Genomic DNA, 18,507 nt, shown 5'->3' on the forward strand with positions numbered 1-18,507 from the left:
ACGCCTCCAATCACGCGAGTTACGCCTCTGATCACGTGAGTTCGCCGTTCGAGCACGCCGTATGCTCACGCCGTGACCATCGTCGACATCCCCGGTTCGAAGTCGATCACCGCCCGAGGCCTGTTCCTCGCGGCCGCCGCCCACGGGACGACCGTGTTGAGCAGGCCGCTGCGTTCGGATGACTCCGAGGGCTTCGCCGAAGGCCTGCTGAAGCTCGGCTATCAGGTCTCCCGCGCCGACGGGGAGTGGACCATTTCCGGCAGGCCCGAGGGCCCCGCCGTCGACAGCGCCGACGTCTTCTGCCGCGACGGCGCCACCACCGCGCGTTTCCTGCCCGCACTGGCCGCCGCCGGGCACGGCACCTTCCGCTTCGACGCCTCCGAGCAGATGCGCGCCCGGCCGTTGGGGCCGCTGACCGACGCGTTGCGGGAGCTGGGCGTCGACCTCACCTTCGAAGGCTCCCCGGGGCACCATCCGCTGGTCGTGCGGGCCGCCGGGATCAAGGGCGGGGAACTGACGCTGGACGCGGGGCTGTCCTCCCAGTTCCTGACCGCGTTGCTGCTGGTCGGGCCGCTGACCGCCGAGGGGTTGCGGATCACCGTGACCGACCTCGTTTCGGTGCCGTACGTCGAGATCACCATCGCCATGATGCGGCGCTTCGGCGTCGAGGTCGTGCGGGACGGCGACACGTTCGTCGTGCCGCCCACGCCGTACCAGGCCTGCCGCTACGAGATCGAGCCTGACGCCTCGACGTCCAGCTACTTCTTCGCGGCCGCAGCACTGACCGGCAACTCGGTGACTGTGCCGGGCCTGGGCGAGGGCGCGCTGCAGGGCGACCTGGCCTTCGTCGAGGTCCTGCGGCAGATGGGCGCGGACGTCGAGGTGGGGCCGGACGCGGTGACCGTGACCGGGACGGGCGGGCTGCGCGGCGTCACGGTGAACATGCGCGACATCTCCGACACCGTGCCGACGCTCGCGGCCATCGCGCCGTTCGCGGACGGGCCGGTGCGGATCGAGGACGTCTACAACACGCGGATCAAGGAATGCGACCGGCTGGCGGCGTGCGAGGAGAACCTGCGCGCGCTGGGCGTCTCGGTCGAGACCGGGCGGGACTGGATCGAGATCCAGTCGGGTGTGCCGACGGGGACTCTGATGAAGTGCCGGCGGGATCACCGGATCGCGATGGCGTTCAGCGTCACGGGGCTGCGGACGCCCGGGATCACGCTGGACGACCCGGGTTGCGTGAAGAAGACCTTCCCTGGCTTCCATGACGCCCTCGCCGCGCTTCGGGGTTCCTGGGGCATTTAGGCCTCTGAAGGCGGCCGCGGAAACATGGGATCATCACGAAGCGGCATTTCTACCGGGTTTCCGACGTGATCCACGTCTATTCTCGGCCTATGACTCAGAGCGAGGACGCGAACCGCTGGAGCCACCTTCCCGAGTCCGTGTCCCTGGAGGACACGATCACGATGAAGGCGATCGACCCAGGCAAGGACGGCACACCCGAAGTCGACCTCGAGCGTTATTGGGCAGCACAGGAACAGGGCTGAGCTCCTTACACATCACGCAATTCGGCACCTGGTTGCGGTAGTTGCTCACGCAACGACGCAACCAGGTGCCGAATTGCGTCGTCAGGACGCTCCGCCGGGCCGCCACAGGATGTCGCCGTCCGGGTTCGCCAGCCGCGACAGGATGAACAGCAGGTCCGAAAGCCGGTTCAGGTACTTGATCGCCAGCTGATTCGTCGTCGCCTGCTCGGCCTCGAACAGTGCCCAGCCGGAGCGCTCGGCCCGTCGCGCGACCGTGCGGGCCTGATGCAGGAACGCCGCGCCCGGGGTGCCACCCGGCAGGATGAACGACGTCAGCTTCGGCACGCGCTCGTTGAACTCGTCGCACCAGCCTTCGAGCCGCTCGATGTACCGCTCGGTGATGCGCAGCGGCTCGTACGGCGGGTTCTCCACGATCGGCGCGCACAGATCCGCGCCGACGTCGAAGAGATCGTTCTGCACCGCACGCAGCACCTGCGTGATTTCCTCGGGGAGGCCGCCCATCGCGAGCGCGAGCCCGATGACGGAGTTGGCTTCGTCGACGTCGGCGTACGCGGCCAGCCGCGGCGAGGTCTTCGGCACGCGAGAGCCGTCGCCGAGTGCCGTGGTGCCGTTGTCGCCGACCTTCGTGTACACGCGGTTGATGCGAACGACCATGAAGCCGACTCTACCGGCCCGGCGTAAGGCAAATCCGGGTGAGAGGGCATGATTGGCGCCCATGAGCGAGCACTTCGACGTGCACGGCGGAGCTCGGCTGGTCGGCGAGGTCGACGTGGTCGGGGCCAAGAACAGCGTCCTGAAACTGATGGCCGCGGCCCTGCTGGCCGAAGGCACGACGACCATCACGAACTGCCCCCAGATCCTGGACGTCCCCCTGATGGGCGACGTCCTGCGCAGTGTCGGCTGCGACGTCGTCATCGACGGCGACACCGCCAAGATCACCACCCCCGCCGAACTGTCGCACCGGGCCGATTCGGCCGCGATGGGCAAGCTGCGCGCGTCGGTCTGCGTCCTTGGTCCCCTGGTCGGACGGCTCAAGCAGGCCGTCGTGGCGCTGCCGGGCGGAGACGCGATCGGTTCCCGTCCGCTGGACATGCACCAGAACGGCCTGCGCAAACTGGGCGCCACCAGCACCATCGAGCACGGCTGTGTCGTGGCGAAGGCCGACGGGCTGCGCGGCGCGCAGATCTGGCTGGACTTCCCGAGCGTCGGCGCCACCGAGAACATCCTGATGGCCGCCGTGCTCGCCGAGGGCACCACGGTCATCGACAATGCCGCACGCGAGCCCGAGATCGTCGACATCTGCACGATGCTGACCGAGATGGGCGCGAAGGTCGAAGGCGCGGGCACCTCGACCCTCACCGTCCAGGGCGTCGAGAAGCTGCACCCTACCGAGCACCGCGTGATCGGCGACCGGATCGTGGGCGCGACCTGGGCGTTCGCCGCCGCGATGACCAGGGGCGACCTGACCGTCCGCGGCGTCAACCCGCACTACCTCGACCTGGTCCTCGACAAGCTCCGCCTGGCGGGCGCCGAGGTCGAGACGTTCGAGGGCAAGGGTTTCCGCATCGTCCAGAACGAGCGCCCGAAGGCCGTCGACTGGGTGACGCTGCCGTACCCCGGTTTCGCGACCGACCTGCAGCCGTTCGCGGTGGCGTTGTCGGCGGTCTCCGAAGGCACGTCGATGATCACGGAGAACATCTACGAGGCCCGGTTCCGGTTCATCGAAGAGATGATGCGGCTTTCCGGCGACGCGCGCACCGACGGGCATCACGCCGTCGTCCGCGGCGTGGAGAGGCTTTCGAGCGCCCCGGTGTGGGCCGCGGACATCCGCGCCGGCGCCGGGCTGGTGCTGGCCGGGCTGTGCGCGGACGGCGTCACCGAGGTCTGGGACGTCTTCCACATCGACCGCGGTTACCCGCATTTCGTGGAGAACCTGAACCGCCTCGGCGCCCGGATCGAGCGCGTGGCGGGAGAGCCCGACCGGGCTTGATCAAACGCGCGTGAAGGCCCCCTTCCCTCGGCTGAGCCGAGGGAAGGGGGCCTTCACGCGCGTTCAGGGCAGGGCGACGAACGGCGCGAGGAAGTCACGCGACGTCGGGGAGTCCAGCCGATAGGTGACGTTGGTGGCGTAACAAGGCCCGTCACCGGTGATGGTGGTCGACACCAGGACGCGCTCGCCGCCGATGGTGGCGAAGTTCGGGCCGCCGGAGTCGCCGTAGCAGGCTCCGCCGTTGCCCTGGGGTGCCGTCATCGCGAGCCGCACCCACGTGTTGTTCAGTGCGTTGAAGGTGACCGGTGCCTTCATCCGCACCCCGCCGCCCGGATGCGTGTGTCCGCCCGGCCCGTTCACGGCTTCTTGCGTGCCGTAGCCGGCGACCACGAAGGGTGTCGAGTTCAGCGCCTGCGGGCCGAGCGCGTCGAGCTGTCCGGCGCTGGGCAGCTTGGCGGGCTTGAAGGTCCAACGCGCGGCGACCTGCTTCGCGGGCAACTGGACGACGGCGATGTCGTGCGAGTCGGCCGAGTTGCCGGGGTAGCCGGGCTCGTTGTGCGCGACCCCCTCCACGGCGACGGCCTTGGCGATCGCGGCCGGGTCGCCGGGGTACTTCTTCGCCGCCGCGTCGAGCCCCGCTTGCACGTCCTGGTCGAGTGAGACGAAGAACCGCACGTTGGCGGGCCAGTCGGTGGTGCAGTGCGCGGCGGTGAGGAACGTGTCGGCGTCCACCATGGTGCCGGAGCACACCCAGTCGACCCGGTCGGGTGTGGCGGGGTCGCCGTCGTTGTCCCAGGTGGCGACCAGGGCGCCGACTTCGGTGCGCTCGGGTGCCGGGGTGGCGTTGTAGGAGTTGATCGCGGGCGCGGCGGTGGCGCCGCCCAGCAAGAGGGCGACGGCCAGCGTCGCGACGGTGGCGGCGGGGCTGAACCTCAAGAACGGCCTCCTCGGCTAGGTGCTTCTGGAGACGGGATTCAACGTGGTGGACGCCGCGAAGTCACCCGCCGAAAGTAGTCACGCGTCCCTGCGCCGCCGGGTTCCGGCGAAGACCGCGGCACCGCCCGCGGTCAGCAGGCCGAGCCCGGCCAGCAGTGCGGGTTCGAGCTCGAAACCGGTCTTGGCCAGTGACGGAGACGTCGCGATGGCGGCGTCGGCGCGGGGTGCGACGGCCGCGGCGGGGGCCGCCACCGGTACGACCGCGGGTGCCACGACTTCGGCGCGCGATCCCCCGGGCGGGGGAGTCTCGACCGGCGGGTTCGTGGCGGGCGGTGTCCGGTCCGGCACGCAGGCCGTATGCGCGGGATTGCCGCGCCCGACGCCGTGGTTGCGGTCGCATTCGTAGCCCGCGTTGGCGTCGGAGCCGCCGGGCAGCTGTCCGGGCGGGTTCTTGTTGTCGGCCTTGCCGACACAACCGGCACACGGTTTCCCGGCGGCTTTCCCGCCGCCGTTCCCGTTGGCGGACGGCGAACCGTCGCGGGTGGAGTCGTAGGGCCCGTGCTTGTTGGCACCGTGCCCGGAGAAGTCCGCTTTGGACGGTGGCTGCGGTTTGGTGTGCCCGGGAGGAGGGCCGCCGTTGCCGCGCTCGCCGGCGTCGGCGGGGCCCGCGCCGAGGAGAACGAGGGAGAAGGCGGCTCCGGCGAGAACGCCGTAGGTCTTCTTGTTCATCGAAGCCTCCCTGAGGTCGCGCCATTGCGACATATGGAGTATCGCGTGAACGGCCGAAAGGGTTACTCGAGTACGAGAGCGGCGCCGAAACCGACCAGCGCGGTCCCGGTGAGGCCGTCGAGCGCGCGGCGGACCTTGCGGCGCTCCAGCCAGGTGCGCACGCGATGCACGAAGAACAGCAGCAGAAGCTGGGCGACGGTGCCCGCCGCCGCGATCGTGTAAGCCAGCAGCAAGGCATCGCCGGTGCCGGTGACGCCCGGGATCAGGAACTGCGGCAGCACCGACAGGTACAGCACGAGGACCTTCGGATTGGTGACGTTGGAGAGGAAGCCCTCCCGCCAGCGACGGAATCCGCTCCGCCGGGCGGCGGCGGTCTCGGCGAGCTGCCCGTAATCGCCACGGTAGGCGCCGATCAGCGCCCGGATCCCCAGGTAACAGAGGTAAGCCGCACCGGCCCACTTCACGGCTTCGAACACCGGCCGCGAGCTCATGATGACCGCGCCGAGACCGAGCGCGGCGGCGGTGGCCTGCGCGAGATTCGCGACGCCGACGCCGAAACAGGCCCAGCCCCCGCCGCGGATGCCGCCGGAGAGCGCGTTCTTCAGTACCACCATGTTGTCCGGACCGGGGACGAGCGCCAGCGCCAGCATCATCAGCGCGAAACCGCCGTAGACACTCCAGGTCATGACTCGAGCACCAACGCCGCGCCGAAACCGACCAGCGCGGTCCCGGTGACGCCGTCGAGCGCGCGGCGGACCTTGCGGCGTTCCAGCCAGGTGCGCACGCGGTGCACGAAGAACAGCAGCGTCATCAGCCAGATCGCGCCCAGCACCGCGACGGTGTAGGCGAGCAGCAGCGCGTGCCACGCCGACGTCGTCGCGGGGTCGAGGAACTGCGGCAGCACCGACAGGTACAGCACGAGCACCTTGGGGTTGGTGATGTTGGAGAGGAAGCCTTCGCGGAAGCGGCGGAATCCGCTCGCTCCCTGCTGCTTCACCGCCGCGACGCCGGAGTAGTCGCCTCGCCACGCGCCGCGCAGCGCCTGGAAACCGAGGAAGACGAGGTATGCGGCGCCGACCCACTTGAGCGTCACGAACACCGGCTGCGACTGCGCGATGACGACGCCGAGACCGAGCGCGGCCGCGGTGCCCTGGACGGTGTTGGCCACGAAGATCCCCGCCGTGGCGAGGAAGCCGCCGCGGGTGCCGCCGGACAGCGAGTTCTTGAGCATGATCATCGTGTCCGGCCCCGGCGCGAGGACGATCAGGACGACGATGAGCAGATAGCTGCTGTACGAACTCCAGGTCACGGTCACTCACGCTAGCCGCCGCCTGTGGGCGAGTCTCCCGGATTTCGGTCACAGTCCCCGGGCGCGGTGAGCCACTGGGCCGGGTGGCCGTACCCGCCCGAGGTACATGAAGGACCCCTTCCTTGCGCCAGGCGCAAGGAAGGGGTCCTTCATGTGCTGGGGAAGGTGTGTCGGATAGGTCCGTTCGGACCGGAACTTCACCGACGAACGGACACTCCTCGCCCGCCTCGCGGACGGGTAGGGTGCCTTGGCATGCATGAGGGGCAGATCGACCTCCTTCCAGGCGAACGGGTCATCTGGGCCGGACAGCCGGTGCGCAGGCCCCTCTTCAATCCCGGCGACTACTTCAACGTCCCCGTCGGCCTGCTCTGGCTCGGCGGCGTCACGTTGTTCTTCGCCGGCAACCACGACACGGCGTTCCACGTCGCGGCGTGGGTCGTGCTCACCGTCGCGGGGGTGTTCCATTTCGCCGGCAGGCCGCTGATCCGCTATCTCAGGCTCGCTTCGACGACCTACGCAGTGACAGACGGCCGGGTCATCGAGACCAGTTCGCTGGTCCGCCGCAAGGAAAGGTCCCAGGAGCTGGCCGGGCTGGCCGATCCCGTGGTCACGCCGGGGCCCGGCAAGACCGGGACGATCACCTTCGGCAGACTCGGCGTGCTGGCGTGGGCGTCGGCGAACTTCGGCGCGGGCACCGGGAAGGATCGCGAGGCGCCGGTCATCCTGGTGGGTGTCAGCGATGTGGCGAAGGTGCGGGAAAAGCTCGCGAAAGCCGTGGACGAGGCACGACAGCGCCACGAACCGGTCGCCGGAGAATGACCCGACTGTGTCTGATTCAACTACGCGGTCGATGTTACCGGCCGGTACACTCAGGCCGTCGTCCAGCGCCGGAGGTGTACCGTGCCCTATCCCACGGACCGTGAACGGGACCGCCCCTGGGTGATGCGGACCTACGCGGGCCACTCGTCCGCGGCCGCGTCCAACGAGCTGTATCGCCGCAACCTGGCGAAGGGGCAGACCGGTCTCTCGGTCGCCTTCGATCTGCCGACGCAGACCGGCTACGACCCGGATCACCAGCTGTCCAAGGGTGAGGTCGGCAAGGTCGGCGTCCCGGTCTCGCATATCGGCGACATGCGGCGCCTGTTCGACGGCATCCCGCTCGCCGAGGCCAACACGTCGATGACGATCAACGCGCCCGCCATGTGGCTGCTGGCGCTCTACGTCTCCGTGGCGCGCGAGCAGGCCGAAGCCGAGGGACGTGACGTCGACGAAGTGCTGGCCAAGCTCACCGGCACGACGCAGAACGACATCATCAAGGAATACCTCTCCCGCGGCACCTACATCTTCCCGCCGGGTCCGAGTCTCCGCCTGATCACCGACATGATCGCGTGGACCGTGCACCACGTGCCGAAGTGGAACCCGATCAACATCTGCAGCTATCACCTGCAGGAAGCCGGCGCGACGCCGACGCAAGAGGTCGCGTACGCGTTGTGCACGGCCATCGCCGTCCTCGACGCGGTCCGCGACTCCGGGCAGGTCGAGCAGGCCGACATGGCCAAGGTGGTCGCGCGGATCTCGTTCTTCGTCAACGCCGGTGTGCGGTTCGTCGAAGAGATGTCGAAGATGCGCGCGTTCACCGCGCTGTGGGACGAGATCACCCGGGATCGTTACGGCGTCACGGATCCCAAGGCGCGGCGGCTGCGTTACGGCGTGCAGGTCAACTCGCTGGGACTGACCGAGGCGCAGCCGGAGAACAACGTCCAGCGCATCGTGCTGGAGATGCTCGCGGTCTCGCTTTCCCGCGGTGCCAGGGCCCGCGCGATCCAGCTGCCCGCGTGGAACGAGGCGCTCGGTCTGCCCCGGCCGTGGGATCAGCAGTGGGCGCTGCGGATGCAGCAGGTGCTCGCGTTCGAGACCGACCTGCTGGAGTACGAGGACATCTTCGACGGCTCGCACGTCATCCAGGCCAAGGTCGACGAGATCATGGCCGGCGCGCGTGAGGAGATCGCGCGGGTGCAGGATCTCGGCGGCGCGGTCGCGGCCGTCGAGAGCGGCTACATGAAGTCGCAACTCGTCGCTTCGCTCGCGGAGTACCGGCGAGGTATGGAGAACGGCGAGCGGATCCTGGTCGGGGTCAACAAGTTCGAGACCACGGAGCCCTCCCCGCTGCAAGCCGAAGGCGCCAAGGCGATCGAAACGATCGACCCCGCCGTCGAGAAGCAGGCCGTCACGGCGATCGAGGAATGGCGGACGCACCGCGACAGCGCGGCCGCCGAGTCGGCGCTGGAGAAGCTGAAGGCCATCTCGAAGACGTCGGAGAACCTGTTCGAGGCGACGATCGAGTGCGCCCGCGCCGGTGTCACCACCGGTGAATGGTCGGGTGCGCTGCGCGAGGTGTTCGGCGAATACCGTGCTCCCACCGGGGTTTCCGCGTCGGCGGCCGCGGGCGAGGGCAACGCGGAACTCCGCCGCGTCCGCGACAGGGTCAAGGCGACGAACACCGAGATCGGCGAGCGGCTGCGGATCCTGGTCGGCAAACCCGGCCTCGACGGGCATTCGAACGGTGCCGAGCAGGTGGCCGTCCGGGCGCGTGACGTCGGGTTCGAGGTGGTGTACCAGGGCATCCGGCTCACGCCGGAGCAGATCGTCGCGGCCGCCGTCCAGGAGGGCGTGCACGTGGTCGGGCTTTCGGTGCTCTCTGGTTCGCATCTCGAGGTCGTGCCGCAGGTCGTGGACGGGCTGCGGGCCGCGGGGGCGGGCGACATCCCGGTCATCGTCGGCGGGATCATCCCGCCCGACGACGAGAAGCTCTTGCTGGAGCGGGGGATCGCGAGGGTGTTCACACCGAAGGACTACGAACTCACCGACATCATGGACGGAATTGTCGGATTGGTGCGGGAGCGCCACGGTCTGAGCACTTAACGTCACCGTTAATCTCGGTACCGTAACGGCCACTGGTGGGTGAGCCGCTCACATTGCCGGGGCAAAGGTACCCACCTACGTTTCGATTAAACCGATTAATCGAAAAGGGGTGCGGCGATGGCGCACGGCGAGTGGTCGAGGCGAGAATTCTTCCGGCGGTCGGCTGTTCTTGGCGCGGTGACGATCGGCGGTCCGGTGCTGTTGTCCGCGTGCACGTCGACCTCCTCCGGGGACGCGCTGCAAGCGGCCAAGGACGCGAAGAAGATCAAGATCGGTATCGCGAACGAAGCGCCCTACGGTTTCACGGATCAGAGCGGCAAGGTCACCGGGGAAGCCCCCGAAGTCGCCCGAGCCGTCTTCAAGGCCATGGGCATCGACAACGTGGAAGCCGAAGCGGTCTCCTTCGACCAGCTGATCCCCGGGCTCAACGCCAGGAAGTACGACATCGTCGCGGCCGGGATGAACATCAAGAAGGAGCGGTGCGACGCGGCGGCCTTCTCGATCCCCGACTACTCGGCGCTGACCGCTTTGCTGGTACCCAAGGGAAATCCGCAGCAGGTGCTGAAGTTCGAGGACATCGCGGCCAAGAAGGTCAAGGTCGCCGTGCTCTCGGCGGCCGTGGAGAAGGGGTACGCCACCGACTCCGGTGTCGCCGAGGACCAGATCGTCACCCTCGATTCGCAGGACAACATGCTCCGCGCGGTCACCGACGGCCGGGTCTACTGCGCCGCGCTCACCGACATCTCCCTCAAGGACGTGCTGGGCAAGAGCCCTGGCGCGGCAGCCGAAGTCACGCCCGGCTTCGATCCGATCAAGGACGGCAAACCGGTCGTTTCCGCCGGTGCCTTCGTCTTCCGCAAGGACGACAACCCCTTGCGCGAGGCCTTCAACGCCGAACTGAAGAAGCTGCAGGACAGCGGCGAATGGACCAGGATCGTGACACCGTTCGGGTTCACGGCGGCCAACCTGCCGAAGCCCGACGTCACCACCGAGAAACTCTGCGCGGTGTAACGGGGCTGACGTCATGTCGTCGTCGGTGTCGCATATCATCACGACCGTCCTCAGTGGACTGGCCGCGACCGTCACCGCCGCGTTCGGCGGGATCGCGCTCACCGTGGTGCTGTCCTTGGTCGCCGGGCTCGCGCTGAGATCGCCGTCCCGGCTCGTGCGGGGGATTTCCCGGGTATACGTGGAGATCTTCCGCGGTACCTCGGAGGTCGTCCAGCTGTTCTGGCTGTATTTCGTCCTGCCCGTGCTGGTGGGCTTCCAGCTGGTCCCGATGTTCGCCGGGATCCTCGTGCTCGGGCTGAACCACGGCGCGTACGGCGCCGAGATCGTCCGCGGTGCGGTGAATTCGGTCCCGCGGGCGCAGTTCGAAGGTGCCATCGCGCTCAACCTGACACCCGCCCAGCGGATGCGGCGCGTGATCCTGCCGCAGGCGTTCGCGGAAATGCTGCCGCCGTTCAACAACCTGTTCATCCAGTTGCTGAAGAGCACGGCGCTGCTCTCGTTCATCGCCGTCCCGGAGATGGCGCGGCAAGGTGAACTGCTGCGGCCGGTGTTCGGCTCCGAGATCGGCTGGATCTACGGCACCGAACTCGTGCTCTACCTGCTCATCGCCCTGCTGATCACCAGCGGGATGCGGACGCTGGAGCGGGTCGCGGCGCGGCGCCTAGGCAGGGCGCCGGCGAAGATGACGGCCGCGGCGGGGGGTATCTGATGGACTGGAGCTGGGAAGCGGCCTTCGATTCGATTCCTCTGCTGCTGGAGGGTCTTCTCGTCACGGTCGAGATCACCTTGCTCGCCTCGGCCGTCGCCTACGCGCTCGGGCTGGTGTTCGCGCTGATCCGCCGCACGGGGATTCCCGTGCTGTCGCAGGCGGTCACGCTGTTCATCGAGTTCGTCCGCAGTACCCCGTTGCTGATCCAGGTGTTCGCGATCTACTACCTGGTGCCGCCGCTGACGGGTTTCACGATGTCGGCGTTCGTCACCGGTGTCGTGGCGCTCGGCGTGCATTACGCGACGTACGCGGCCGAGGTGTACCGGGCCGGGATCGAGGCCGTCCCGAGAGGACAGTGGGAGGCCGCGACCGCGCTGAACCTGCCACGCCAACGGGTGTGGACGGCGGTCGTCCTGCCGCAAGCGGTTCCCCGGGTATTGCCCGCCTTGGGCAACTACACGATCTCGATGTTCAAGGAAACCCCGCTGCTGCTCGGGATCGGCGTCCTCGACGTGCTCAACCGGGCGAAAGAGGTCGGCGCCGAAACATTCCGCGTCGTCGAGCCGTACACCCTGGCCGGGGTGCTGTTCCTGCTGGTGAGCCTGCCGGCTTCGATTCTGGTGAGAAGGTTGGAGCGACGTGCCGCCCACAGTTGATTCCCCGATGATCCGGTTCTCGCAGGTTGTCAAGTCCTACGGCGAGCATGTCGTGCTGCGGGACCTCGATTTCACTGTCGCGCCAGGGGAATTCGTTTCGCTGATCGGGCCGAGCGGGTCCGGCAAGACGACGATCCTGCGGCTGCTGATGACCCTGGAGAAGGTCGACGGCGGCACCATCGAGGTCTGCGGCGACTACCTGAGTCACATGAAGCGCGGCGAGAAACTGGTGCCCGCGGACGAGAAGTACCTGCGGGAGGCTCGCAAGCGGATCGGCATGGTGTTCCAGCAGTTCAACCTGTTCCCCAACATGAACGTGCTGCGCAACATCACCGAAGCGCCGATCCACTCGCTCGGCGTCGCGCGGGACGAGGCCGAGGCGCGGGCCGTCGAACTGCTGGAAATGGTGGGGCTCACGGACAAGAAGGACGAGCACCCCAGCAGGCTTTCCGGTGGCCAGCAGCAGCGCGTCGCGATCGCCCGCGCGCTCGCGATGCGGCCGGACGTACTGCTGCTGGACGAGGTGACCTCGGCACTCGACCCGGAACTGGTCGCCGACGTCCTGCGCGTGCTGCGCGAGATCGCGGCGTCCACCGACATCACGATCCTCTGTGTCACGCACGAAATGCAGTTCGCGCGGGACGTTTCGGACCGGGTGATGATGTTCGACCAGGGGCAGGTGCTGGAGGACGCCACACCGGACAAGCTGTTCAACGATCCGGACCACGACCGGACGCGACGGTTCCTCAAGGCGGTCATCGACCGCGCTTAGAGCGCTCCGAGGATCTCCTTCGTCGAGGTGACCGTGGCGAACCCGCCGCCGTGCAGGTTCGTCGCGGTCGCCTTGGACAGCTCGTCGGCGGTCAGGACGCTGCCGTCCGGCCCGGCGAGGTCGAAGGTGAAGGTCGCGTCGAGCGCGAAAGTCACGTCGTAGCCGAGGTTGCCGCCGACGCGCGCGGTGGTCTCGCAGCAGAAGTTCGTCTGGATACCGGCGAGCACGAACGAACTGATCCCGCGCGTCTTCAGCCAGCCGTCGAGATCGATGTCTCCGTGGAAGGCCGAGTTGACCTTCTTGCCGAACACCAGATCCGCGCGCACGCCGTCGAGTTCGGGCTTGAAGTGGTTGCCCTCCTGGCCAGGCTGCAGCGACGAGCCGGGCCTCACGGAATCGTGGTGCACCAGGACGATCGGGAGCCCGCGCTCCTGGTAGGCGTCGACGAGCGCCTTGATGTTGGCCTCCGCGCCGGGGTTGTTGCGCGGGCCCCAGACGGGCTTGTCGAAGCCGCGCTGGACGTCGATCACGAGCAGGGCCTTGTTCTCAGTGGTCATGGCTTCGAGTTTCACGCGTTCCGTCGCCGGAGGGGAGTGGCAGAAGAAGCGCGATGCGGTACTTTTCTGCCATGAGAACCGTGGGTGTGCTCCTCCTGCCGGGCAGCCGGTCCTTCGATCTGGGCGTGATCGGCGAGGTCTGGGGCGTCGACCGGACCGACAGCGGCATCGGCCCCTTCGAGGTCCGGCTCTGTGCGTCCGGCCGCGGCCGGATCGCCACTCACCCGTTCGGCCAGGTCGAGGCGACCCATGGGCTGAGCGGACTGGCGGGCTGCGACCTCGTCCTCGTACCCGGCCGGGTGGATCCGCACGCCGAGGTGCCCGTGGCGGCCGTCGCCGCGCTGCGCAAGGCTCACCGGGCGGGGATCACCGTGGCGTCGCTGTGCTCCGGGGCCTTCACCCTCGCCGCGGCAGGGCTGCTCGACGGCCGGTCGGTCACCACGCACTGGCGGCTGCTGGACGACCTCGAAGCCGCCGCTCCCGACGCCGTCGTCCAGCGGGACGTCCTGTTCACCGACGAGGGTGACGTGCTGACGTCCGCCGGTGTGGTCGGCGGGCTGGACCTTTGCCTGCACCTGGTGCGCCGCGATCACGGCGCCGAGATCGCCGCCGCCCTCGCCCGCCGCCTCGTGATGCCGCCCGCGCGGGAAGGCGGCCAGCGGCAGTATGTCGACAACCCGTTGCCGCCAAAGCCGTCGCGGCCGAGTGTGTCGTCCACAATGGACTGGGCGCTCGCGCGGATCGCCGACGACATCGGTGTCGACGACCTCGTCGGTCACGCCGGGCTCAGCGAGCGGACCTTTCACCGCGAGTTCGCGGCGGCCACCGGGGTGACGCCGGGGCGGTGGCTGCGCGCGCAGCGGGTGCGGCTCGCGCGGCGGCTGCTGGAGACCACCGAGCTCCCGGTCGAGCGGGTCGCGCAGCGTTCCGGCCTCGGCACCGCCGCCAACCTGCGACGACGGCTGCGGGCCGACGTCGGTGTCGGCCCCGATTCGTATCGCCGGACGTTCCGGTCGGTTACCGTCGAAGCATGGCCGAGTACGAGCACATCCTCGTGAAGCGGGACGGTGACACCGTCACGATCACCATGAACCGCGCCGCGCGGCGCAACTCACTGTCGGCGGACCACCTCGCCGAGCTGCTCGCGGCGTTCCGCGAGGCCGGGGAGACCGACGCCACCGGGATCGTCCTGGCGGGTGCCGGGCCGGTGTTCTCGGCGGGACACGACTTCGGCGACGTCGCCGCGCGCGACCTGATGGGCGTGCGCGAGCTGCTGCGCCTGTGCACGGACCTGATGGGCACGATGCAGTCGGTGCCGCAGGTCGTCGTCGCGCGGGTGCACGGGCTCGCGACCGCGGCGGGCTGCCAGCTGGTGGCCTCGTGCGACCTCGCCGTCGCCGCCGAATCCGCCGGATTCGCCCTCCCTGGTGGCAAAGGCGGCTGGTTCTGCCACACCCCCGCCGTGCCGGTGGCCCGCGCGATCGGGCGGAAACGGCTGATGGAACTGGCGCTCACCGGCGACGTCGTCGACGCGGCGACCGCACTGGACTGGGGCCTGGTGAACCGCGTCGTCCCGGACGACTCGCTCGACGAAGCCGTCGTCTCACTGCTCGGGCGCGCGACGCGGGGAAGCCGGGCGAGCAAGGCGATGGGCAAGCAGACCCTCTACGCGCAGCTCGACCGGCCCGAGGCCGACGCCTACGCGCTGGCGCTGGAGGTGATGGCCTCGGCGTCGCAGCTGCCGGGGGCGCGTGAGGGAATGGCGGCCTTCCTGGAGAAGCGTTCCCCGGTGTGGCCCGACTGAGCGCTCCCGCGCGCAATGAAGGACGCTTTCATAGCAAATTTTGCTATGAAAGCGTCCTTCCTTGCACGTGCGAGCTGGGTCAGAGCGCGCGTTCGCGCATGAGCAGCAGCGTGTAGGCGGCCAGCGTCTGCGCGTCGGTGATGTCACCCGCGGCGATCATCTTCTCGAACTCGCCGAGCTCGAACCATGCCGTCCGCATGTCCTGCTCCTCGACCTCGCGCTGGGCTTCACCCTGCGTGAGGTCCGTGGCGAGGAACACGCGCCCGCGCTGGCTCGAGGTACCGGGGGCGACGTCGGTCTGGCCGAGGTCGGTCATCGACCCAGCGATCAGCCCGGTCTCTTCGCGCAGTTCGCGAGCGGCGAGTTCGACCGGCGGGACGTCGGCCCGGTTCGGCGCGGTGCCCATGGGGAACTCCCACCGCCGCAGCCCGATCGGATAGCGGAACTGTTCGACCAGGTGGAACCGGGCACCGTCGAAGGGGATGATCACGGCGCAGGTGGGTTTGTCGACGACGGCGTAGATCCCCTCGGAACCATCGAGCCGCCGGACGGCGTCCTCGCGCACGGTCATCCAGTTGTTCCGATACACCTCACGCGAGCTGACACGCTGAACGGGGTCCATGCGCACAGTATCGCCGTGCTTGTCCTACCCTCGCGTGGTGCGCCTTGTGATCGCTCGCTGCCAGGTCGACTACGCCGGCCGTCTGACCGCCCATCTGCCGATGGCCACCCGGCTGCTGCTCGTGAAGGCCGACGGCTCGGTGTCCGTGCACTCGGACGACCGCGCCTACAAGCCGCTGAACTGGATGAGCCCGCCGTGCTGGCTGATCGAGGACGGCAAGCTGTGGATCGTCGAGAACAAGCAGGGGGAGAAGCTCGTCATCACCATCGACGAGATCTTCCACGACCACGCCCAGGAACTCGGCGCGGAACCGGGACTGCAGAAGGACGGCGTCGAGGCGCACCTGCAGGAACTGCTCGCCGAGCACATCAAGACCCTCGGCGACGGCTACACCCTGGTGCGGCGGGAATTCCCGACCGCGATCGGCCCGGTCGACATCATGGCCCGCGACGCCGACGGTGCCAGCGTCGCCGTCGAGATCAAGCGGCGCGGCGAGATCGACGGCGTCGAGCAGCTGACGCGGTACCTCGAACTGCTCAACCGCGACCCGCTGCTGGCGCCGGTGCAGGGCGTCTTCGCGGCGCAGATCATCAAGCCGCAGGCGCGGGTGCTGGCCGAGGACCGGGGTATCCGGTGCCTCACGCTGGACTACGACGCTTTGCGCGGCATCGAGTCGGACGAGTTCCGCCTCTTCTGAACCTCCCGGTACTGGGCCCGCGTGACTGAGTGGACAACACGCGTGTCGTCCGTCCCATCACGTGTGTCGTCCATCCAGACACGCGAAACCGCCATCGGCGCACCGGTCCGCGACGCTGAACAGCCGATACCGAATCGAGTCCTCGGTTTTGTATCTGCATTGTTTCCCGCGCCACAGAATGCCCGAAAGGGCGGCGGGAAATTAACGAACTCGGGTTCTTTCGCAAAAGAACCAGCTGTTTCCGTGCCATTCGGGTGAACGGCGGATTCCTCCGTCTCACGCTGTGCCACACTCGATTTCCGCGAGGGGTACCACCGACATCCGGTGGTCGCGGTCGCAGGGGTGATGGGCCATGAGTGATTCTCGGAAACACGTCGATCTCGTACTCGAAGGCGGCGGCGTCAAAGGCATCGGGCTGCTGGGTGCGGTGCTGGAGTTGCACGAAGCCGGTTATTCGTTCCCGCGGATCGCCGGGACGAGCGCCGGGGCGATCGTCGCGACGCTGGTCGCCGCTTATCAGAAGGCGGGGAAGGATCTCGGCGGTCTGGAAGCGGTGATGAACGACATGGACTGCCGCCGGTTCCAGGACCAGTCCCTGCTTGACAAGGTCACCGGTCCGATCGGCGACGGCGTCGATCTGCTCCTGCACGACGGGATGCATTCCGGCGAGTATCTCGTCGAATGGCTCACGCCGTTGCTGGAAGAGGTCGGTGTGCGCACTTTCGCCGATCTCGCCATCGAGGATCCCGAAGGTACTTTGCTTCCGTACCAACGGTATTCCCTCGTCGTACACGTCAGCGACCTGACCCGCCGCGTCCTCGTCCGGTTGCCTTGGGATTATTCCCAGTACGGCCGCGACCCCGGCGCGGAGAAGATCGTCGACGCCGTCCGCGCGTCGATGTCGATCCCGCTCTACTTCCGGCCGGTGCAGTTCGACGTCCGTCCCGAGGGCACGGTCACCTGGGTCGACGGCGGCCTGCTGTCGAACTTCCCCATCACCGTCTTCGACCGGACCGACACGAAGAAGCCGCGATGGCCGACCTGGGGAGTGAAGCTTTCCGGGGAACCCGTGGGCGGCAGGGACAAACCGGTGAAGAGTGCGTTGCGGATCGCCATCGGTTCGCTCGAAACCCTGCTGTCGGACTGGAATCGTTACCGGTTGCACGAGGAAGGTGTGAACCGGAGGACGGTCTACGTCGACACGACCGGGATTTCCGCCGTCGACTTCGGGCTCGGCGAAGAGGAGAAGAAGCGCCTCTTCGAAAGCGGGCGGGAGGCCGCGCGGCGGTTTCTGGAAAAGATCGTGCCGCAGTGAACTCGCCGGCGGTATTCCGGTGGGATGAGGGATAGGAGGATCCCATGCGTTATCGCCCGATCGGCAGTGACCCGGCGGACGGCCGCCTCGGCCGGTTCGTCCCGGACGACTGGCGTCACATCGAGCGCTATCCGTTGACCGCGCTCGCCACCGAGGACCGGCCCACCCGGTCTCCGGTCGTCATCGGCGTCAACTGGTACAAGGAATTCGACGTCCCGGAAAAGGACGAGAAATCCGGCGAGTTCTTCGTCGCGAAGGGCGGCGCCAAAACGCTCACCAGGATCCGCGGCGGGCACTGCGTCTGCCTCGAACCCGGTGAATCGACCGACGGAGACACCCAGTACTCCTTCTACGACCAGGGCAAGGAAGGCGCTTGCGTCGGCTTCGGCTGGTCGCGGTGCATGACGCTGTTCAACGGTGACCTCTACGCCGCGCGGTGGCTGTGGGACCAGTCGAAGCTGCGTGACGAATGGGGCGAGACCAACCCCGGAGACAACAACGGCACGTCCGTCCGCGCGGCGGCCGAGGTGCTGCTCGAACTGGGGCACGTCCCGTGGTCGGAGACCTACGCCGACGACGATCACGTCAAGCGGGCCGCCTACACGCCCGACGCCAAGAACGGCCTCCACGCATACCGCTGGGCGAAGACGGTCGAGGAGGTGCACGCGGTGCTGGGCAACCCGCGTGCCGACGAACTCGGCGCCGTGCCGTTCCTCAACTCGTGGGGCTCGGGCTACCCGCATCGCACCTACATGCCGGACGACGTCCTCGACCGGTTGATCAGGGAGGACGGCGAAGTCGGCCTGCCGACGGACCGGTAAACCCCCACCGGTCACGGGAGTCGTGAGTGGCGATTCGGGTCGCCACTCACGACCACCCGGCGCCAGTGTCCTTGCCCGCCTGAGTACATGAAGGACCCCTTCCTTGC

At 68.2% G+C, this 18,507-nt stretch carries 21 protein-coding genes; 14 read left to right on the forward strand and 7 right to left on the reverse strand.

Annotated elements, in window-relative coordinates; genetic code table 11:
• The first annotated feature begins 72 nt into the window (after positions 1–72).
• Positions 73–1,308, forward strand: a complete 1,236-nt coding sequence (gene aroA, locus ACLJO0_RS05570) for a 3-phosphoshikimate 1-carboxyvinyltransferase (protein WP_410576825.1) — start codon at positions 73–75, stop codon at positions 1,306–1,308.
• Positions 1,309–1,397: 89 nt separating this feature from the next.
• A complete protein-coding gene (locus ACLJO0_RS05575; protein WP_233598867.1) occupies positions 1,398–1,550 on the forward strand; it encodes a hypothetical protein in 153 nt (50 codons plus the stop codon).
• 81 nt (positions 1,551–1,631) lie between these two features.
• On the opposite strand, the gene ACLJO0_RS05580 is transcribed toward ACLJO0_RS05575, so the two are convergent.
• A complete protein-coding gene (locus tag ACLJO0_RS05580; RefSeq protein ID WP_410576826.1) occupies positions 1,632–2,204 on the reverse strand; it encodes a cob(I)yrinic acid a,c-diamide adenosyltransferase in 573 nt (190 codons plus the stop codon).
• A gap of 61 nt (positions 2,205–2,265) precedes the next feature.
• On the opposite strand from ACLJO0_RS05580, the gene murA reads away from it, so the two are divergent.
• Positions 2,266–3,540 (forward strand): UDP-N-acetylglucosamine 1-carboxyvinyltransferase, encoded by a 1,275-nt coding sequence (gene murA, locus ACLJO0_RS05585; RefSeq protein WP_410576827.1) that lies wholly within the window; start codon positions 2,266–2,268, stop codon positions 3,538–3,540.
• Positions 3,541–3,603: 63 nt separating this feature from the next.
• On the opposite strand, the gene ACLJO0_RS05590 is transcribed toward murA, so the two are convergent.
• From ACLJO0_RS05590 to ACLJO0_RS05605, 4 genes are all read right to left on the reverse strand, one after another.
• On the reverse strand, positions 3,604–4,476 hold the full coding sequence (locus tag ACLJO0_RS05590; protein ID WP_410576828.1) for a trypsin-like serine protease: 873 nt from the start codon (positions 4,474–4,476) through the stop codon (positions 3,604–3,606).
• Between the two features lie 78 nt (positions 4,477–4,554).
• Positions 4,555–5,205 (reverse strand): LPXTG cell wall anchor domain-containing protein, encoded by a 651-nt coding sequence (locus ACLJO0_RS05595; RefSeq protein ID WP_410576829.1) that lies wholly within the window; start codon positions 5,203–5,205, stop codon positions 4,555–4,557.
• 62 nt (positions 5,206–5,267) lie between these two features.
• Entirely contained in the window at positions 5,268–5,891 is a 624-nt protein-coding gene (locus tag ACLJO0_RS05600) for a LysE family translocator (protein ID WP_410576830.1), read from the reverse strand.
• Positions 5,888–6,514 (reverse strand): LysE family translocator, encoded by a 627-nt coding sequence (locus ACLJO0_RS05605; protein WP_125785121.1) that lies wholly within the window; start codon positions 6,512–6,514, stop codon positions 5,888–5,890. The genes ACLJO0_RS05600 and ACLJO0_RS05605 overlap by 4 nt, the downstream gene beginning before the upstream one ends.
• 252 nt (positions 6,515–6,766) lie before the next feature.
• On the opposite strand from ACLJO0_RS05605, the gene ACLJO0_RS05610 reads away from it, so the two are divergent.
• From ACLJO0_RS05610 to ehuA, 6 genes are all read left to right on the forward strand, one after another.
• A complete protein-coding gene (locus tag ACLJO0_RS05610; RefSeq protein ID WP_410576831.1) occupies positions 6,767–7,333 on the forward strand; it encodes a hypothetical protein in 567 nt (188 codons plus the stop codon).
• 81 nt (positions 7,334–7,414) lie between these two features.
• Positions 7,415–9,436, forward strand: coding sequence for a protein meaA (locus tag ACLJO0_RS05615; protein ID WP_410576832.1), 2,022 nt, complete (start codon positions 7,415–7,417; stop codon positions 9,434–9,436).
• 117 nt (positions 9,437–9,553) lie between these two features.
• On the forward strand, positions 9,554–10,447 hold the full coding sequence (gene ehuB / locus ACLJO0_RS05620; protein ID WP_125792188.1) for an ectoine/hydroxyectoine ABC transporter substrate-binding protein EhuB: 894 nt from the start codon (positions 9,554–9,556) through the stop codon (positions 10,445–10,447).
• Between the two features lie 13 nt (positions 10,448–10,460).
• Entirely contained in the window at positions 10,461–11,156 is a 696-nt protein-coding gene (ehuC, locus tag ACLJO0_RS05625; RefSeq protein ID WP_410576833.1) for an ectoine/hydroxyectoine ABC transporter permease subunit EhuC, read from the forward strand.
• Complete coding sequence (gene ehuD / locus ACLJO0_RS05630) at positions 11,156–11,812, forward strand: ectoine/hydroxyectoine ABC transporter permease subunit EhuD (RefSeq protein WP_410576834.1); 657 nt, start codon at positions 11,156–11,158, stop codon at positions 11,810–11,812. The genes ehuC and ehuD overlap by 1 nt, the downstream gene beginning before the upstream one ends.
• A 7-nt stretch (positions 11,813–11,819) precedes the next feature.
• On the forward strand, positions 11,820–12,584 hold the full coding sequence (gene ehuA, locus ACLJO0_RS05635; RefSeq protein WP_396561565.1) for an ectoine/hydroxyectoine ABC transporter ATP-binding protein EhuA: 765 nt from the start codon (positions 11,820–11,822) through the stop codon (positions 12,582–12,584).
• On the opposite strand, the gene ACLJO0_RS05640 is transcribed toward ehuA, so the two are convergent.
• A complete protein-coding gene (locus ACLJO0_RS05640; protein WP_410576835.1) occupies positions 12,581–13,141 on the reverse strand; it encodes a cysteine hydrolase family protein in 561 nt (186 codons plus the stop codon). The two genes, ehuA and ACLJO0_RS05640, sit on opposite strands and share 4 nt — an antisense overlap.
• 71 nt (positions 13,142–13,212) lie before the next feature.
• Between ACLJO0_RS05640 and ACLJO0_RS05645 the strand changes: the two genes are divergently transcribed.
• Together ACLJO0_RS05645 and ACLJO0_RS05650 are read left to right on the forward strand one after the other, a co-directional pair.
• Complete coding sequence (locus tag ACLJO0_RS05645) at positions 13,213–14,199, forward strand: GlxA family transcriptional regulator (RefSeq protein WP_410576836.1); 987 nt, start codon at positions 13,213–13,215, stop codon at positions 14,197–14,199.
• On the forward strand, positions 14,172–14,945 hold the full coding sequence (locus ACLJO0_RS05650) for an enoyl-CoA hydratase-related protein (RefSeq protein ID WP_410576837.1): 774 nt from the start codon (positions 14,172–14,174) through the stop codon (positions 14,943–14,945). The genes ACLJO0_RS05645 and ACLJO0_RS05650 overlap by 28 nt, the downstream gene beginning before the upstream one ends.
• A 79-nt stretch (positions 14,946–15,024) precedes the next feature.
• Here ACLJO0_RS05650 and ACLJO0_RS05655 read toward each other — a convergent pair whose 3' ends face one another.
• Complete coding sequence (locus tag ACLJO0_RS05655) at positions 15,025–15,567, reverse strand: NUDIX domain-containing protein (protein ID WP_410576838.1); 543 nt, start codon at positions 15,565–15,567, stop codon at positions 15,025–15,027.
• Positions 15,568–15,604: 37 nt separating this feature from the next.
• Here ACLJO0_RS05655 and nucS point away from each other — a divergent pair, with 37 nt between their 5' ends.
• The 3 genes from nucS (at position 15,605) to ACLJO0_RS05670 (ending at position 18,400) form a co-directional block, all read left to right on the forward strand.
• Entirely contained in the window at positions 15,605–16,264 is a 660-nt protein-coding gene (gene nucS, locus ACLJO0_RS05660; RefSeq protein ID WP_034308895.1) for an endonuclease NucS, read from the forward strand.
• A 352-nt stretch (positions 16,265–16,616) separates the two neighbouring features.
• The gene (locus ACLJO0_RS05665) at positions 16,617–17,579 is read left to right on the forward strand and encodes a patatin-like phospholipase family protein (protein ID WP_410576839.1); all 963 of its coding nucleotides are present in this window, start codon (positions 16,617–16,619) and stop codon (positions 17,577–17,579) included.
• A gap of 44 nt (positions 17,580–17,623) precedes the next feature.
• Positions 17,624–18,400: a hypothetical protein gene (locus ACLJO0_RS05670; RefSeq protein WP_410576840.1), complete on the forward strand. Its 777-nt coding sequence runs from the start codon at positions 17,624–17,626 to the stop codon at positions 18,398–18,400.
• Positions 18,401–18,507: the final 107 nt, after the last annotated feature.

Origin of the sequence: Amycolatopsis sp. lyj-108, from assembly GCF_046549005.1 — a bacterium.
Classification (GTDB): Bacteria; Actinomycetota; Actinomycetes; order Mycobacteriales; family Pseudonocardiaceae; genus Amycolatopsis.

What these genes read in the sequence shown, in the direction of transcription:
- ACLJO0_RS05665 (WP_410576839.1), top strand. Translation starts at nt 16,617, where the DNA reads ATGAGTGATTCTCGGAAACACGTCGATCTCGTACTCGAAGGCGGCGGC.
- ehuB (WP_125792188.1), top strand. Translation starts at nt 9,554, where the DNA reads ATGGCGCACGGCGAGTGGTCGAGGCGAGAATTCTTCCGGCGGTCGGCT.
- ACLJO0_RS05580 (WP_410576826.1), bottom strand. Translation starts at nt 2,204, where the DNA reads ATGGTCGTTCGCATCAACCGCGTGTACACGAAGGTCGGCGACAACGGC.
- ACLJO0_RS05650 (WP_410576837.1), top strand. Translation starts at nt 14,172, where the DNA reads ATGGCCGAGTACGAGCACATCCTCGTGAAGCGGGACGGTGACACCGTC.
- murA (WP_410576827.1), top strand. Translation starts at nt 2,266, where the DNA reads ATGAGCGAGCACTTCGACGTGCACGGCGGAGCTCGGCTGGTCGGCGAG.
- ACLJO0_RS05595 (WP_410576829.1), bottom strand. Translation starts at nt 5,205, where the DNA reads ATGAACAAGAAGACCTACGGCGTTCTCGCCGGAGCCGCCTTCTCCCTC.
- ACLJO0_RS05645 (WP_410576836.1), top strand. Translation starts at nt 13,213, where the DNA reads ATGAGAACCGTGGGTGTGCTCCTCCTGCCGGGCAGCCGGTCCTTCGAT.
- ACLJO0_RS05640 (WP_410576835.1), bottom strand. Translation starts at nt 13,141, where the DNA reads ATGACCACTGAGAACAAGGCCCTGCTCGTGATCGACGTCCAGCGCGGC.
- ACLJO0_RS05600 (WP_410576830.1), bottom strand. Translation starts at nt 5,891, where the DNA reads ATGACCTGGAGTGTCTACGGCGGTTTCGCGCTGATGATGCTGGCGCTG.
- ACLJO0_RS05670 (WP_410576840.1), top strand. Translation starts at nt 17,624, where the DNA reads ATGCGTTATCGCCCGATCGGCAGTGACCCGGCGGACGGCCGCCTCGGC.
- ACLJO0_RS05575 (WP_233598867.1), top strand. Translation starts at nt 1,398, where the DNA reads ATGACTCAGAGCGAGGACGCGAACCGCTGGAGCCACCTTCCCGAGTCC.
- ACLJO0_RS05610 (WP_410576831.1), top strand. Translation starts at nt 6,767, where the DNA reads ATGCATGAGGGGCAGATCGACCTCCTTCCAGGCGAACGGGTCATCTGG.
- ACLJO0_RS05655 (WP_410576838.1), bottom strand. Translation starts at nt 15,567, where the DNA reads ATGGACCCCGTTCAGCGTGTCAGCTCGCGTGAGGTGTATCGGAACAAC.
- ehuA (WP_396561565.1), top strand. Translation starts at nt 11,820, where the DNA reads ATGATCCGGTTCTCGCAGGTTGTCAAGTCCTACGGCGAGCATGTCGTG.
- ehuC (WP_410576833.1), top strand. Translation starts at nt 10,461, where the DNA reads ATGTCGTCGTCGGTGTCGCATATCATCACGACCGTCCTCAGTGGACTG.
- ehuD (WP_410576834.1), top strand. Translation starts at nt 11,156, where the DNA reads ATGGACTGGAGCTGGGAAGCGGCCTTCGATTCGATTCCTCTGCTGCTG.